The organism is Amycolatopsis sp. M39 (assembly GCF_001651785.1).
Taxonomy (GTDB): Bacteria; Actinomycetota; Actinomycetes; order Mycobacteriales; family Pseudonocardiaceae; genus Amycolatopsis; species Amycolatopsis rubida.
This window is the reverse complement of sequence record NZ_LWSF01000037.1, coordinates 25,271-39,964: the sequence shown is the minus strand read 5'-3', so window position 1 is coordinate 39,964 and position 14,694 is coordinate 25,271. Positions and strand designations below refer to the sequence as shown.

At 69.0% G+C, this 14,694-nt stretch carries 11 protein-coding genes and 1 pseudogene; 6 read left to right on the top strand and 6 right to left on the bottom strand.

Annotation, left to right across the window (positions count from 1 at the left end; translation table 11 throughout):
• Positions 1 to 167 precede the first annotated feature (167 nt).
• Positions 168 to 1,985, top strand: a complete 1,818-nt coding sequence (locus tag A4R44_RS42230; protein WP_067594452.1) for an NAD(P)/FAD-dependent oxidoreductase — start codon at positions 168 to 170, stop codon at positions 1,983 to 1,985.
• Positions 1,986 to 2,021: 36 nt separating this feature from the next.
• On the opposite strand, the gene A4R44_RS42225 is transcribed toward A4R44_RS42230, so the two are convergent.
• Complete coding sequence (locus tag A4R44_RS42225) at positions 2,022 to 2,558, bottom strand: TetR/AcrR family transcriptional regulator C-terminal domain-containing protein (protein ID WP_232792031.1); 537 nt, start codon at positions 2,556 to 2,558, stop codon at positions 2,022 to 2,024.
• Positions 2,559 to 2,712: 154 nt separating this feature from the next.
• Here A4R44_RS42225 and A4R44_RS52900 point away from each other — a divergent pair.
• Both A4R44_RS52900 and A4R44_RS42215 read left to right on the top strand, forming a co-directional pair.
• Positions 2,713 to 3,132, top strand: a pseudogene (locus A4R44_RS52900) (alpha/beta hydrolase); the annotation flags it as partial.
• A gap of 448 nt (positions 3,133 to 3,580) precedes the next feature.
• On the top strand, positions 3,581 to 5,083 hold the full coding sequence (locus tag A4R44_RS42215; protein ID WP_067594445.1) for a class I adenylate-forming enzyme family protein: 1,503 nt from the start codon (positions 3,581 to 3,583) through the stop codon (positions 5,081 to 5,083).
• Positions 5,084 to 5,211: 128 nt separating this feature from the next.
• Here the strand turns inward: A4R44_RS42215 and A4R44_RS42210 are convergent, their stop codons facing one another.
• Positions 5,212 to 6,621, bottom strand: a complete 1,410-nt coding sequence (locus A4R44_RS42210) for a PLP-dependent aminotransferase family protein (RefSeq protein ID WP_067594442.1) — start codon at positions 6,619 to 6,621, stop codon at positions 5,212 to 5,214.
• Here A4R44_RS42210 and A4R44_RS42205 point away from each other — a divergent pair.
• Entirely contained in the window at positions 6,620 to 7,567 is a 948-nt protein-coding gene (locus tag A4R44_RS42205; protein ID WP_067594440.1) for a DMT family transporter, read from the top strand. The two genes, A4R44_RS42210 and A4R44_RS42205, sit on opposite strands and share 2 nt — an antisense overlap.
• A 30-nt stretch (positions 7,568 to 7,597) precedes the next feature.
• Here the strand turns inward: A4R44_RS42205 and A4R44_RS42200 are convergent, their stop codons facing one another.
• Both A4R44_RS42200 and A4R44_RS42195 read right to left on the bottom strand, forming a co-directional pair.
• Positions 7,598 to 7,939 carry a putative quinol monooxygenase gene (locus A4R44_RS42200; protein WP_067594437.1) on the bottom strand — a complete coding sequence of 114 codons (342 nt, stop codon included), beginning with the start codon at positions 7,937 to 7,939 and terminating at the stop codon, positions 7,598 to 7,600.
• Positions 7,940 to 7,955: 16 nt separating this feature from the next.
• Positions 7,956 to 9,653, bottom strand: coding sequence for a CocE/NonD family hydrolase (locus tag A4R44_RS42195; RefSeq protein WP_067594434.1), 1,698 nt, complete (start codon positions 9,651 to 9,653; stop codon positions 7,956 to 7,958).
• A gap of 92 nt (positions 9,654 to 9,745) precedes the next feature.
• Here A4R44_RS42195 and A4R44_RS42190 point away from each other — a divergent pair, with 92 nt between their 5' ends.
• Complete coding sequence (locus A4R44_RS42190; RefSeq protein ID WP_067594431.1) at positions 9,746 to 10,639, top strand: NADP-dependent oxidoreductase; 894 nt, start codon at positions 9,746 to 9,748, stop codon at positions 10,637 to 10,639.
• A gap of 141 nt (positions 10,640 to 10,780) precedes the next feature.
• On the opposite strand, the gene A4R44_RS47065 is transcribed toward A4R44_RS42190, so the two are convergent.
• The gene (locus tag A4R44_RS47065) at positions 10,781 to 11,278 is read right to left on the bottom strand and encodes a G1 family glutamic endopeptidase (RefSeq protein WP_157905144.1); all 498 of its coding nucleotides are present in this window, start codon (positions 11,276 to 11,278) and stop codon (positions 10,781 to 10,783) included.
• A 771-nt stretch (positions 11,279 to 12,049) separates the two neighbouring features.
• Entirely contained in the window at positions 12,050 to 13,270 is a 1,221-nt protein-coding gene (locus A4R44_RS42175; protein ID WP_095213964.1) for an MFS transporter, read from the bottom strand.
• A gap of 65 nt (positions 13,271 to 13,335) precedes the next feature.
• Here A4R44_RS42175 and A4R44_RS42170 point away from each other — a divergent pair, with 65 nt between their 5' ends.
• The gene (locus A4R44_RS42170) at positions 13,336 to 14,532 is read left to right on the top strand and encodes a citrate/2-methylcitrate synthase (RefSeq protein ID WP_161269289.1); all 1,197 of its coding nucleotides are present in this window, start codon (positions 13,336 to 13,338) and stop codon (positions 14,530 to 14,532) included.
• The last annotated feature ends 162 nt before the right edge of the window (positions 14,533 to 14,694 follow it).

Below are 14,694 nucleotides of genomic sequence, written 5' to 3'. Positions count from 1 at the left end.
TCCCGCACCGTCGCGTTAGCCGCCCAGCATAGGTGACCTGCGCCGATGTTTCCACGCACCGGGCGCGTGCAACTCGCTGCAACCCTTGCCGCACGCCCTGCCCGGGGAGTGTGATCGGCGCTACACCACCGACGACGCTGGCATCGCGAGCAGATGGAGGAGCAGCCATGACACAGACGGTCGACCGGCCCGCGCGGGCGGGCACGCCGCAGGCCCGGGCCGAGGACTGGCTGGCCCGGTTCGAGGCCGCGCTGGCCGCCCGCGACATCGAGGCTGCCTCGGCGTTGTTCGCCGTCGATTCCTATTGGCGCGACTTGGTTTCGTTCACCTGGAACCTCAAGACCGTCGAGGGCCGGGACGGGGTCGCCAGCTTGCTCGGCGGCTGTCTGGAAGCGACCGGCCCGAGCGGCTTCCGCACCACCGAACCGGCCACCGAGGCCGACGGCGTCACCGAGGCGTGGATCGAGTTCGAGACCGCCGCCGGACGCGCGAAGGGGCATCTGCGGCTGAAGGAAGAAGGCGCGTGGACGCTGCTCACCAGCTTGCGTGAGCTGAAGGGCTTCGAGGAGTCGCAGCGGGAACGCCGGCCCAAGGGCGTCGAGCACGGCGTGGTCCGCGGCCGCCGGTCGTGGGCGGAGAAGCGGGCCGAGGAGCAGGAGACGCTCGGCTACGACCGGCAGCCCTACGTCGTGGTGATCGGCGGCGGCCAGGGCGGGATCGCGCTCGGCGCCCGGCTGCGCCAGCTCGGCGTGCCGTCGCTGGTGGTGGAGCGCAACGACCGGCCCGGCGATTCGTGGCGCAAGCGGTACAAGAACCTCTGCCTGCACGACCCGGTCTGGTACGACCACCTGCCTTACCTGCCGTTCCCGGAGAACTGGCCGGTGTTCGCGCCGAAGGACAAGATCGCCGACTGGCTTGAGATGTACACGCGGCTGATGGAGGTGCCGTACTGGACGCGTTCGGCGGTCACCTCGGCGGTGTGGGACGACGACGCGAAGCAGTGGCACGTCACGGTGGACCGCGACGGCGAGCAGGTGGTCCTCACGCCGCGGCACGTCGTGTTCGCGACCGGGATGTCCGGAAAGCCGAATCTGCCGTCGTTCCCCGGCATGGACGAGTTCGAGGGCGATCAGCACCACTCGTCGCAGCACCCCGGCCCGGACGCGTACGCGGGCAAGAAGGCGGTCGTCGTCGGGTCGAACAACTCGGCGCACGACATCTGCGCGGCGCTGTGGGAGCACGGCGCGGACGTGACGATGGTGCAGCGCTCGTCCACGCACATCGTGAAGTCGGATTCGCTGATGGATCTCGGCCTCGGCGACCTGTACTCGGAGCGCGCGCTCGCCGCGGGCGTCACCACCGAGAAGGCCGACCTGATCTTCGCCTCGATCCCGTACCGGATCATGCCGGAGTTCCAGATCCCGGTGTACCAGGCGATCCACGAGCGCGACAAGGACTTCTATGCCCGGCTTGAGGCAGCGGGCTTCAAGCACGACTGGGGCGACGACGGCTCCGGCCTGTTCATGAAGTACCTGCGCCGAGGTTCCGGCTACTACATCGACGTGGGCGCTTCGGAACTCGTCGCCAACGGCAGCATCAAGCTCGCGCACGGCCAGGTCGACCGCTTGACCGCGAACTCGGTGGTGCTTTCCGACGGTACGGAACTGGAGGCCGACGTGGTCGTCTACGCGACCGGCTACGGCTCGATGAACGGCTGGGTCGCCGACCTGGCCGGCCAGGAAACCGCGGACAAGGTCGGCAAATGCTGGGGCCTCGGCTCGGAGACGACGAAGGATCCCGGCCCGTGGGAGGGCGAGCAGCGCAACATGTGGAAGCCCACCCAGCAGGAGGGATTGTGGTTCCACGGCGGGAATCTGCACCAGTCGCGGCATTACTCGCTGTATCTGGCGCTGCAGTTGAAGGCGCGCTTCGAAGGGCTTGAGACGCCGGTGTACGGGCTGCAGGACGTGCATCACCTGTCTTGACGCAGTGCGGGAGACCCGGTGACCGCTTTGGGGCGGTCACCGGGTTTTTTCGTGCAGGCCAGCCAGAACGATGCGCATTCCCTCGGCGAACTCGGCTTCCGGATCGCTTGCCGCGGCGGCCTTGGCGATCTCGGCCAGTCCGGCGAACGGCAGCTCCGCGATCCTGCCGGTGGTCTCGCTGACGTCCGTGTCGCGTGACAGCGGACCGGCCAGTTCGGCTTGCGCAAGCCCGGTGACGAAGGCCGCCACGGTCCGGAACGCGACCAGCAGTTCCGTGCCGGACCGTCCGCCCCGCGCGAGCGCTTGCACGAGAGCCTCGGCCGGCCGGAGGGCCGGCAGGTCGAAGCTGCGGCGGGTCAGGATCAGCGGGATGGCGTGCGGATGCGCCCGCACCGCCCGCCACATTCCCTCGGCGACGGCATGGACGTCGGCGCGCCAGTCGCCGGAGGGATCCGGCCAGGTCGCCGAGGCCAGCACCGCTTCCGTGACGAGTTGTTCCAGCCCGTCCCGGCCGTCGACGTAGTTGTAGATCGTCATCGGCCCGGTGACCAGTTCGGTCGCGAGGCTGCGCATCGTCAGGCCGTCCAGTCCGGCGGTGTCGACCAGCGCGAGCGCGGCGGCCTGCAGCCGTGCGCGCGTGAACTTCCGCGGTGCGGGCAGGAATCTCTTTGATTAAGTGCAAGGCACGTGTTCAGCTGGGTTCACGTACAACGTACTTGATGGAGGGATGGTGTGCACCGCCTTTCGTTCCGGCCGCGACGAGTGCGCGGCCTGGCTCACCGTCCCGGACTGGCCGGGGCCGCATCCGGCGCTCGTGCTCGTGCACGGCGGCGGCGCGACGCACGAGATGACGCTCGGCCAGTACGAAACCTGGTTCTCCGCAGCGGGTTTCGCCGTGCTGGCGTTCGATTTCCGGCACCTCGGCGAATCCGGCGGCGAGCCCCGGCAACGGGTCAGCCAGCGCCGGTACGCCGAGGACGTCGACGCCGCGCTGGCGTTCGCCCGCGGCAGGCCGGAGATCGAGGCGGGCCGGATCGCGTTGTGGGGAACCTCGTTCGGGTCCAGTCACGTGCTCGCCGCGGCGGCGCGGGATCCGTCGCTGGCCGCGGCGGTCGTGCAGGGTCCGGTGTTCAGCGGCCGGGCCGTCGTGGCGCGAGCCGGGCCGCGGCACCTGGCGCGGTTCGCCGGGCCGATCGTGGCGGACCTGGTGCGGTCCGCGTTGCGGTTGCCTCGCCGGTACGTTCCGCTGGCCGGCCGTCCGGGCGAGCTGGCCTTCGTGAATCAGCTCGGCGCGCTGGAGGGCGGGGAATCGGTCACGCCGGAGGGCGGTGAGTTCGACAACCGGATCACCGCCGCGTCCGGCTTGGGCATGGTGTTCTACAACGCCGCCGCGCGGGCCTCGCGGGTGCGGTGTCCGCTGCTGATCTGCGCCTGCGACCGCGAGAATCTCATCGACCCGTCGATCGCCGCCGCGGGCCGTGCTGAAGCACTACGATGCGGATCACTTCACCGTCTACCATCCGCCTGTGGTCGAAAAGGTCGTCGCGGATCAGCTCGACTTCCTCGCCGTCCACCTGACCCAGTGAGGACGAGCGATGACGCGTATTCACGACCTGCTCCGCACCGCGCCTGCGGACGCCGTCGGCTGGACGGCCGGTTCCCAGGACCTCCGGTTCGCCGAGATGGACGCCTGGTCGGACCGGATCGCCGCCGATTTCCTGCGGCGGGGCGTGCGGCGCGGCGATCGGATCGCGGTCAACGGGCGCACGACGCCGGAGTGGCTGGCGGTGTACTTCGCCGCCGCGAAGATCGGCGCGGCGGTCGTCGGGCTGAGTCCTCGGTACCGGGAAACCGAATTCGCGCACATCCTGAACGATTCCGGCGCGCGTCTCGTGGTCACCGAACCTTCGGCGGGGGACGTCGATTTCCTCGCCCTGCTGGGAAACCTCAAGCTGCCTGGCGTTTCCGCGGCGACTTTCGCCGAACTGGGCGCAGCGGAGCCGGACACCGAGGCGCTGGCGGCCGCGTCGGCGGCAGTCGAGAAGGACGATCCGGTGATGATCATTTACACCTCCGGCACCACCGGCCGTCCCAAAGGCGCGACGCTGACTCATCGCGGCCAGCTGGCGTCCGCCGCCGCGGAAGCCGATCACCTGCAGCTGAGCGCCGACGACGTGCTGCCGGTGGCCGTTCCGCTGAACCACGTCAGCGGCATCACCTGCTGCATCCTGTCCGCTTTGGTCGCGCGCAGCCGGACGGTGCTGTTGCCGTCCTTCGACGCCGGTGCTGCCGCTGATCTGTTCCGGACGGCTGGCCTGACGATGTGGGTCGGCGTGCCGACGATGCACACGCTGCTGCTGAACCACGAGCGTTTCGCCGGCATCGACACTTCCGCGATCCGCGTAGTCGTCACCGGTGGCGCGAATGCGGAACCTGCTTTGCTGCAACGCCTTACGGCTGCGTTCCCGAAGGCGACGGTGATGAATCTGTACGGGCTGAGCGAGGTGTCCGGTGCCGTGGTGATGACGCCGTGGAATGCCGGCACGGAAGCGACCGAACGCTCGATCGGCGTCCCTTTCCCCGGGGTGGAAGCAAAAATCGCGTCCCCGTCCGGAGAAGCACTGCCGACCGGCGAAACCGGCGAATTGCTGTTCCGGACCCCGTCGATCATGGCCGGCTACCACAACCTGCCGGCCGAAACCGCCGCGGCGCTCGACGCGGACGGCTGGCTGCACACCGGCGACATGGCCCGCGCGGACGAGGACGGTTGCCTGACGCTGCAGGGCCGCGCCAAGGACATGTTCGTCCAAGGCGGATTCAACATTTATCCGGTCGAGGTGGAGAACGTCCTCGCCGCGCATCCCGGGGTGCTGCTGGCGGCCGGGGTCGGCGTGCCCGATCCGGTGCTGGGGGAGATCGGCCGGTATTACGTTGTCCCGGCACCGGAATCGGCGGTCACCGAAGCGGAGCTGAAGGAGTTCTGCGCGGTGCAGGTGGCCGATTACAAGGTTCCGCGCCAGATCGTGGTCCGGGACAGCCTGCCGCTGACGCCGGCCGGGAAGGTGCGAAAAGCGGCTCTGCGCGCGGAAAACGGCTAGCGGCCGGACGAAACGGGCCGCAGGCTTCACTGGCGAGAAGTCCGTCCGGGCGTCGCGCGCCGGGCCAATCGGCGCGGGGGAAGGCCCCGAACGCCGCTGAGTCCGCACACGCTGCTGAGAAACCGTGGTCAGGCGTTCGCCAGGACCGCCGCCTGGATCACCCGCGCGGCGTCGGCGAACGCGTCCGGATTCGGCCCGGCGTAGTTGAGCCGGATGAACCGTCCGGTCGGCTCGGCGGGGAACCATTCGTCGCCAGGGCCGATGACCACACCAGCGGATTCGCAATCGCGGACCACCCGTGCCAGGTCGACCGTTCCGGGAAGGCGCGCCCAGAGGTTCAGTCCGCCCTGCGGCACGGATTCCGCCTGGACCGCGGGCGCGTGTTCGCGGAGGCCGGTGAGCAGCAGGTCGCGGCGGATCTTGAGCTGGTGCCGGACCCGGCGCAGGTGGGTGCGCCAGGCGGGCTGGGTCACGACGTCGAGTGCGACGGTCTGCAGCACCGTGCTGACGTACATCGATTCCGCCAGCGTGTCGACGAGAATCCGGTCGCGCGCCGGGCCGCGGGCGATCAGCGCGGCGACGCGGATCGCGGGGGAGACGCTCTTGGTGAGGGAGCGAAGGTAGACCACGTGGCCGTCGTCGTCGCGGCCCGCGAGCGGCTGCGGTTCCGCCGTGATGCCGAAATCGTGCGCGGAATCGTCCTCGATCAGGAAAGCGCCGTGCTGGCGGACGGTGTCGAGGACGCGGCCGGCCAGGCCGGGCTGCCACAGCGCACCGGTCGGGCTGGCGAAACTGGGCTGCGCGTAGAAGGCCCGCGCGCCGGTTTGCTCGAACGTCCTGGCCAGTGCGTCGGGATCCGGCCCGTTCGGGCCGCTCGGCACCGGAACCACCGCGACGCCCGCTTTCGCCGCCGCGAGGATCGCGCCCCAGTACGTCGGGGATTCCAGCAGCAGCGGCTGTCCCGGGCCGACCAGCGCGCGGAAGGCGGTGACCAGGCCGCTCTGGCTGCCCGGGGTGATCACGACGTCGCGCGGGGTCACCGGGGCGATATCGGCCGGGGTCGCCGCGCGCAGTTCCGCGGCGAACCAGGCCTGGAGTTCGGGAACACCCGCGGTCGGCGGCCGTCCGACCAGTGCCGCCGTCCGTGCGGCCCGGGAGAACGCGCTCCGGACGAGACGCTCCGGCAGCAGCTCTGGGTCGGGATAGCCGGAATGAAGCGCTACTGAGCCAGTGGAGACCGGCTGCAGCGACGCGGGCTGTTTGAGCAGCCCGTGCCCCGGGGTGCCCAGCGCCGCGGTCTGCCAGCCGTAGTCGCCGGACCCGGTGGCGGGCGCCGCGCGGACGAACGTGCCGACTCCCGGCAAACTCTCCACCAGTCCTTGGGAAGACAGGCTGCGCAGTGCCTTCTGGACAGTCACCGGACTGGCCGAATACCGTGCGACCAGCTCCCGCGACGAGGGCAGCTTCGCTCCCGCCGGGGCGGTGGCGATCCACTCGCGCAGTGTCGAAGCGATCCGAGAGCTGCTATCGTCGGACATGAAACTGAATGATAGCGCTACTCTCCCAGAAGCACCGGCGCTACCCCGGACCGGTCTTTGGTGGGGCCTGCTCGGTGTCGTGGCGTTCTCGTTCACCGTGCCGTTCACCCGGGTCGCGGTGGAAAACGGCGGCCTCTCGGCGATGTTCATCGGCGCTGCCCGGGCAGCGGCCGCCGCGGTGCTCGCGAGCGTCGCGCTGATCGCCGCCAAACAACGACTCCCGCGCGGCACCCAGTGGTTCCGCCTCGCCGTCGTCGCGGGCGGAGTGGTGATCGGCTTCCCGATGCTGACCTCGTACGCCCTCACCACAGCCTCCGCCAGCCACGGCGCCGTCGTCATCGCGCTGCTCCCCGCCGCGACCGCGGTAGCAGCGGTGCTCCGCACCCGCGAACGTCCACCCGCGACTTTCTGGGCCCTGGCCATCGTCGGTGCCGTCGCGGCGATCGGCTTCGCCGTCCTGCAGGGCGGTGGCCTCAGTGGACTGCAGTGGTCGGACGCGCTGTTCTTCGGCGCGGTGCTGGCCGCCGCAGTCGGTTACGCAGAAGGCGGTTTGCTGGCGCGGGAATTAGGCGCCTGGCAAACCGTTTCGTGGGCGCTGGTGGTCGCCTCGCCCTTGATGGTCGCGTTGACCGTCGTGTCGGTGGCGAGCCACCCTCCACATGCGACCGTAGGCGAGTGGGCCGCTTTCGCTTATTTGGCGGTGGTGAGCATGTATCTGGGTTTCTTCGCGTGGTATCGCGGGCTGGGCATCGGGCCGATGACTCAGGTCAGCCAGGTGCAGTTGGTGCAGCCGGTGCTGAATCTGTTATGGGCAGCGGTATTCCTCGGCGAGGAGCTGACCTGGCAGACCATTCTGGGCGGGCTGGCCGTGATCGTCTGCGCGGGGAGCGCGGTGCGGGTGCGGACTGCTACGCGAAGCAGCAGGTCGTCCTGCGGACAATGCTGAGGGCGGGATCTGGTGGCCTGCTTTTCCCGGCTAGAGGCCCAGCCGGGCCGCGTCGTCCGTGCTGACCGAGACCGCCAGCTCCGCCGGTCGCAGCTCGACAGTTTCGGGTGCGCCGTCGAGCAATTCGAGCAGCCGGGGCAGGTATTTGGTCAGCACGCCGGTGTTGTGCGCGTCGAGTGCCGTGCGCGAGGGATACTTCTCGACCACTGTCACTCGCAACGGGTCGGAATCCGGCTCGACGTAAAAGGCATACCGCAACGTGTCCGGCTCATCGCGCAGCACTTCGGGGACCAGTTCGGAAAACAGTGCGAGCATTTCGGACCCGCGGCCAGGTTTGGCTTGGAGGCGAGCGATAACCACGATCTCGGACATGGAATTCTCCTGGTTCTTACGCGCCGAGCACCGGAAGGCGCAGCGCTGAGGTGTGGTGCACGGTGTGCTGCGCGACGACCGCCTCGTCGAGAGTGCCGAATTCCGGCACCGTGCGAGTGTGCAGATTGCGGCTGTAGCGCGGAAAACTGAACCCGGCGAGCTGGACCCTGATTCGGTGTCCCCGGGCGAATCGGTGCGCGACGTCGTGCAGGGCAACCGTTACGCGGCTGGGTTCTTCGGCATCGAGCCAGTCAGTGTCTCCGCCGTTGCGATATCGTGCCCGTTGCGCGCCCTCGGCGACATTGAGCGCGAAACCGCCGGGCTCGACGTCCACCAAGGTGACGCAGATGTCGGCATCCGGCGCGGTGCTGGTGACGTACGCGATCAGTTCAGCCTGCCCGGCGATCGTCACTTCCTCGGTCAGCGGGGCACTGGTGTAGCGGAGTGCGTCTTCGCGCTTATCGACCGCGCGCTGGTCCTGGATGCCGCCCGGTGCCGAGGCTGGATCGCCTTCGAACGCGACTACCCCGCCGTGGGTGGGAAATGGATCATGTGGATCGGCAGTGAATGTTTCCGAACCGTGCCCTCCCTCCTGTGTCAGCAGGCCGGCTGCGGAAAGCGCCCATTCTTCGACTGTCGATGCGGGCGGCCACGCCGGTGCGGTTGCCCAGGTATTCGATCCGCCAACGAAATAGCGGACCCGCCCGGACAGATACGGTTCAGCCGCCGGGTAATCCGAGCCGTCTCCGCCGCGCAGATGCCTGTCGAAGAACGCGGCGAGCACCGGGCTCCAGGTCGGCACCCCCGCCGCTGCGTTCGGCAACACGCGCGCACCGACGTCGCTGAACGCGCTGTAGGTGCCCGCGTGGGTCCACGGCCCTGCGATCAGCCCCGCTTTTTCGTTGTCGGCCAACCGGGTCGCGAGCCGGAACTGGGTAGGACTCGTGAAATCCCGGTACCCGCTGATCTGCAGAAACGGAATGTCGACCCGCTCAGGCTCGGTGAGCAGCGTCGGCCGATCCCAGAACGGGTCGTGCGGCGACCGCAGCCAATCCGTCCCGAACGGCGCGACACGGCGGTCGTCGAGCGGGGCAAGGCTGGTCAGCGGCAACTGGCTCACCGCGGCACGGCGATCGGCGAAGGCCTCGTCCAGCAGTTCGCGCACCCGCTTCCGTTCGGCCGCGCTCAACGACGTGTGGTCCAGACCTTCCTGCACCATCCCGAGTGCGTACAGCGTCAGAAAGCCCAGCTCGAACAGCCCGCCCGGACGCGCGGTGTGGCGCAGGTCAGCGGTCCCGATCATCGCGACGGCCGCCTTGAGCCGCGGATTCCGCGCGGCGACCGCCTGCAGCACGGTCATGCCCAGGTAGGACGAGCCGTAAATCCCGACGTTTCCGTCGCTCCAGGGCTGCGCCGCGGCCCAGTCGATCGCGTCGGAGGAATCGTTGTACTCCTGCGCGATGAAGTCGAACTCGCCGCCGGACCCGAACCGCCCGCGGCTGTCCTGCACCAGCACCGCGAAGCCTTGGCGGGCCAGCCAGACCGGATCGGCCACGAGCCCCGAAACGCGGAAAACGCCGGTGCGGTCGTAAGGGGTCCGGTGCAGCAGCACGGGCCAGCGGCCGTCCGTTGCCGGTCGGTACAGGTCGCCGGCGAGGGTGACGCCGTCGCGGGTCTTCATTTCGACGCCGGCGTCGATGCGAGGTGGATGCACGGTTACTCCCGTTCGGAGAGGAGCTGGCTCGGTGCGGCCGACCATAGCACTAACCGTTGCAAAACACTAACCGTTGTTGTTAAGTTGGCGGCATGAAAGCAGTGCGCTTCGCCGCCTATGGCGGCCCCGAAGTCCTTGAGCTGGCAGAAGTCCCCGAACCCCACGCCGGACCCGGCCAGATCCGCGTCGCCGTGCGCGCGGCAGGCGTGAACCCGCACGATTGGCGCACTCGCGAGGGCCAGTTCCAGCGGATCCGCCCGATCGAACTGCCCTCCGGCGTCGGCCAGGACGCCTCCGGCATGGTCGACGAGGTCGGCGAAGGCGTCACCGGCGTCGCGGTGGGGGACCCGGTGCTGGGTCGAGGTTCGAATACCTACGCCGAGTTCGCCGTGCTGAATTCCTGGGCGCCGTTGCCGTCCGGGCTGACCTTCGCCGAAGCGGCCGGGTACCCGTCGGTGGTCGAGACCGCGCTCCGCGTCCTCCGGCTGGTGGGCGTCCAAACTGGACAGACCCTGCTGGTGAGCGGCGCCGCGGGCGGAGTCGGATCGGCGGTGTTGCAGGTCGCCCGTGACCGGGGAATCAAGGTGATCGGCACGGCCAGCGCCGCGAATCAGGACTACGTGCGAAGCCTGGACGCGATCGCGACCACCTACGGCGAGGGCTGGGTCGACCGGGTGCGCCGGCTCGGCCAGGTCGACGCCGCCCTCGACCTCAACGGCACCGGGGTGATCCGCGGCCTGCTCGACCTGACCGGGGACCCGGACAAGGTGATCACGATCGCCGACCTGGAGGCCCCGATGCTGGGCATCCGGTTCGCCGGGACGGGCGGGAACATGAAGGAAGCCCTGGCCGAGACAGTCGACCTGGTCGAGCGCGGAAAGCTCCGCATCCCAGTCGCCAAGTCCTACCCGCTGGCCGAGGCTCCGGCGGCACACGCGGACAGCCAGGCGGGACATACTCGTGGACGGCGGGTCTTGCTGGTCTGACGATCGCGAACCGAGCAGGCGTTACTCGTAGACCCACACCGTGTTGAAGGACGCGCCCCGCGGTCCGCCTGCTTGAGGACACCGCTCGACGGGCTGACTTGGCTGACATGTCCGAGGTCCCGCCGAGCGGTGTCTCGGCGATCAGCTCGGCGTTGACGCGAGGGCATCCGCCCGTTTCCGGGTAGCAGGGCTGGACCGGCACCAGCGTCTGCCGGTTATGAGGTCCTTGACGACGATGCGGAACTTCCTGGTCGCGGGCTCGCAGGTGACGGCGGCGTCGATCGGGTCGCCCGGTTCGGCCGGGCTCGCAATGTGGATGTCGTTGTGCGGGAACATCTCCCACCAGAGCACGTACTGCGCGATCCCGTTCACGCGGCGCGCCGACGAACCGCCTTGCTCGACGACGTCGTTCCACCAGCCGTCCATGCCCGCCCAAGAGACGCCCCAGACGTCCTGCGCGGCCGGGCAGCTGATCTTGGGTTGGATCCAGCGCGCGTGCGCCGACCGGAAATCGGTCGGGTGGGCCGCGCTCGCCCGCGATCGTGGTGGCGGCCGCCGACGCTCAACCAGTGCGGTGACGCTCGCCGAAGCGCAGGTGCGCGCCGCATTCGGGGACTGGCCGCGGATTCCAGCCGGCACTGCAACGGCGGTGCGGCGCAGAGAACCAGGACACGCGGAACCGCACTTTCTCGCCCGCCTGGCAGAGCGGATGCCGCGCGACGAGGAACCTGTCGCCGACGCGTACTTGGCGATGCTCGACGCCCTGCTGCCCGACCGGGACATGTCGTCGACAAAGGGGGAAATGCTTGTCGACCTCGCGCTGGATCTCGATCTGGGGCGGAACGAATTGGTCGCACTGCATGTGAGCTATGAGCGCGATCTTGCCCGCGAGGCAGGGGCCGACGAGGTCGTCACCGACGAGGAGCGACACGATTTGCTCACTGTCGCGACGCTTCTCGCGCTCGATCACGCGGTGGTGGATCAAATCCTCGACGAGGAACGCGCTGCGGCGTCTTCCGGCAGCAGACTCGGCGGGCTCGCGCTGCGACCAGGGGACAAGGTGGTGCTGACCGGGAGCATGGCGCGGGGACGCGAGGAGATCGTCGAGCAGGCCGCGTCCGCGGGCGTCAGAGTGACCGGGCGCGTCTGCAGGCAGGCTCGCGTGGTCGCGGCGGCGGACCCGAACTCGTTGCCGGGCAAGGTACGTGAGCTCGGTGTTCCGGTGGTGCCGGAAGATGCGNGATGCGTTCCTGGCGGTCCTCGACCGGCTGGCGGAGCTGGTTTCAGCACCGGTTGTGACGATCGAGCCGGCGATAACCATGTGTTTGAATGCGGAGGTGTCCCGGGCTGGTGATGCTTGAAGAAGTTTTGCAGGAACGGATTCGCTTCGTGCGAGCGTGAACTGCTTCGTCAAGTGAGGTCCGTGCGGTGAGTTTCGCTCCGGAGGCTTTCGCTGCTGGGGACAAGGGCGACGGTGGCAGCAGTGAGCGCTGCGGCAGCGCAGAGCAGTAACTGACTGCTGACGGTGTTCTGGAAGGTAGTGGCGGTGAGACTCCCGAGCGGTGTGGCTCCATAAGCCAGGGCTCGGAAAACGCCAAGGACTTGCGCTCGCTGGCCAGGGCTGGTGGCGCGTTGCCGCAGATTCATGGCCTGCACAGCCCACATCGCCCCGAACGCGCTCCCCACGACCATGACAGGCGCGATGAGCCAGGGAGAGCGCAATAATGGGCTGAGAAACAGCAAAGCCCAGCCGAGGCGGGTGAGCCGCATCGTGGCGACCTCTCCGAAGAGCCGTTCGGCCCGGCTCGTGAGGCAGGCCCCGACGCCTGCTCCGGCGCCGACGAGGCCGGTGAGCACTCCGTAGGCCGCCGGGGTGAGGCCGAGGCCGGTGCCGGAGTTGGCGTAGACGGCAAAGGCGGTCAGATAGCTGCCGTTGGCGATGCTCGTGAGGCCGCTGATGGCGATAGCGGCTTTGAGGGTCCGGTTCCGGCCCACTACACGCAGGCCGCTCCGGATGTCGATCTTGCCTCTGGCTCCGCGCCGGTGCGGCCATGGCTGCCGTACGGCGGCGATGCACAACGTCGAGAGCCCGCAGAGAGTGCTGGAGAGCGGAGCCGCTGCCGACGGCCAGAGCGCGTAGGCCAGACCGGCGATCGGGGGCCCGAGGAACTGGCAGAAGACCCGAGTCGACACGGACAGCGCGCCGTTCGCGTCCGAGAGTCGTTCGCGGGCGACGAGTTCGGGGACAAGTGCTTCTGCCGCACCGTCGACAAAGGTTTGGAGCACGCCCGAAGCGAAAACAGCTACGGCGAGAACAACGGCGGAGATGTGCCCGGTGGCGCTGACGACGCCGACCGCGAGCATCGTTGCCGCGCGCGCGAGGTTGGCGACCTGGATCACGCGGTGCGCTTCCATGCGGTCCACGACGATTCCCGCGGGGATGGCCGCGACAAGCCAGGGAATGGTCGCCAGGGTGAACAGGAGCCCGGCGAGGGCGGGGCTTTCCCAGGTGCGGATGGCGAAAAGTGTCGCGCCGACAAGGAAAATGCCGTTGCCGGTGTCGGAGAGCGCGGTCGAGCACCACAAGCCACGAAAACGCGGACCGAGTCCGCCCCTGTTCGAGATGGCCATGCACTGACTCTGACCAGCGACAATCAACGTTGTCAACGTTGATTGACTGCACTATGGTCCGGGACATGGCCTGCGAGTGGATGACTGCGGCCGAAGCCGCGGATCGGCTGGGCGTCACCGTGCGCACTCTCTACGCCTACGCGAGCCGGGGCGTCCTGACCGCGCGGCCCGTACGCGGCGGTGGCGGCCGCCGTTCCGAGTACGAACGAGCACAGGTCGAGGCTCTCGCCCACCGTACGGCGAAACGAGAACGAGCCGGTCAGGTGGAGATCCGCGTCGAGACCGCTGTCACCGATCTCAAACCGGCGGGCGCGCTGGCGTTTCGCGGCTATCCGATCGAGGACTTGCTGGACCGGAGTTTCGAGGACGTCGCGGAATTGCTCTGGACCGCGGAGTTGCCCGACGGCCCGGTTTTCTGGCCGAGCGCGAATCGGCGGGAGGCCACCCGCGTGCTCGCCGCGCTCCCCTCGGCCGCAGGGGTGCTCGACCGGATGTGCGCGGTGGCATCGGTCCTGGGCATGATGGATCCGGCACGCCATGAGCTCGGACCGGACGCGGTCGCCGGCGTCGGCAGGCGGCTCATCCCAGCCATGGCCTCGGCGATCTCGGCACACCCGGATCCGCGCCCGGCGTCAGGACCGGTCGCGGCCGTCCTCGCCGACAGGCTCGCCCGCGAGGACAGCCTTCCCTCCGCACCGGTCGACCTGGCCCTGTGCCTGCTGGCCGACCACGAACTCGCGGCGTCCACCTTCGCGTCGCGAATCGCCGCCACCGTCGGCGCGGATCCCTACGCCGTGGTGGGCATCGGAATTCAGGCCATGCGAGCGGTCGATCACGGCGGAACTGCCCGCGACGTTCACCGGATGCTGCGACGGGTCGCGGAAGAAGGACTGTCCGTTGTGGCCTCAGCAGACCGGCGCGCGGGTGAGCTGCCGGGATTCGGGCACCCGGTGTACACCGACTGCGACCCCCGGGCTCCGCATCTGCTGGCCGCTCTTGAGCGGGTCCACGCGGGCAGCGATCGGCAGGACCTCGTGCGGTCGGTACTGGAGTCGGCAACCCGGCGTGGCCTGCCTGCGCCCAATATCGACTTCGCGCTCGGTGCCATGGCTTGGCTCCACCGCTGGCCCGAGGAATCTTCGACGGGATTGGTGGTCGTGGCCAGGACCGCAGGCTGGCTCGCCCATGCGGCGGAAGCCTGCGAACGGCCGTCCCGGCTACGGCCCCGAGCGGTCTACATTGGACCGCGACGTCGCCGCTGACCTATTGTCCGAAGGGCGCGGTCGGTCATCGGTCCAGCGCGATTTCGACGCCGAGGCCCTTGCCGACGAGGCCGGCTGCTCCGGCTTTCCAGGGACGGTGGAAGTCGGTTTGCTGCCGCTTGGTTGCGCAATCAGTCCGCCATCGTTGGTGGTGTCCTCGTT

Excerpts from the sequence above, each read along its gene's own strand:
- A4R44_RS42190 (WP_067594431.1), top strand. The coding sequence starts at position 9,746 with ATGAAAGCAGTGCGCTTCGCCGCCTATGGCGGCCCCGAAGTCCTTGAG.
- A4R44_RS42205 (WP_067594440.1), top strand. The coding sequence starts at position 6,620 with ATGAAACTGAATGATAGCGCTACTCTCCCAGAAGCACCGGCGCTACCC.
- A4R44_RS42175 (WP_095213964.1), bottom strand. The coding sequence starts at position 13,270 with ATGGCCATCTCGAACAGGGGCGGACTCGGTCCGCGTTTTCGTGGCTTG.
- A4R44_RS42230 (WP_067594452.1), top strand. The coding sequence starts at position 168 with ATGACACAGACGGTCGACCGGCCCGCGCGGGCGGGCACGCCGCAGGCC.
- A4R44_RS42210 (WP_067594442.1), bottom strand. The coding sequence starts at position 6,621 with ATGTCCGACGATAGCAGCTCTCGGATCGCTTCGACACTGCGCGAGTGG.
- A4R44_RS42200 (WP_067594437.1), bottom strand. The coding sequence starts at position 7,939 with ATGTCCGAGATCGTGGTTATCGCTCGCCTCCAAGCCAAACCTGGCCGC.
- A4R44_RS42225 (WP_232792031.1), bottom strand. The coding sequence starts at position 2,558 with ATGCGCAGCCTCGCGACCGAACTGGTCACCGGGCCGATGACGATCTAC.
- A4R44_RS42170 (WP_161269289.1), top strand. The coding sequence starts at position 13,336 with ATGGCCTGCGAGTGGATGACTGCGGCCGAAGCCGCGGATCGGCTGGGC.
- A4R44_RS42215 (WP_067594445.1), top strand. The coding sequence starts at position 3,581 with ATGACGCGTATTCACGACCTGCTCCGCACCGCGCCTGCGGACGCCGTC.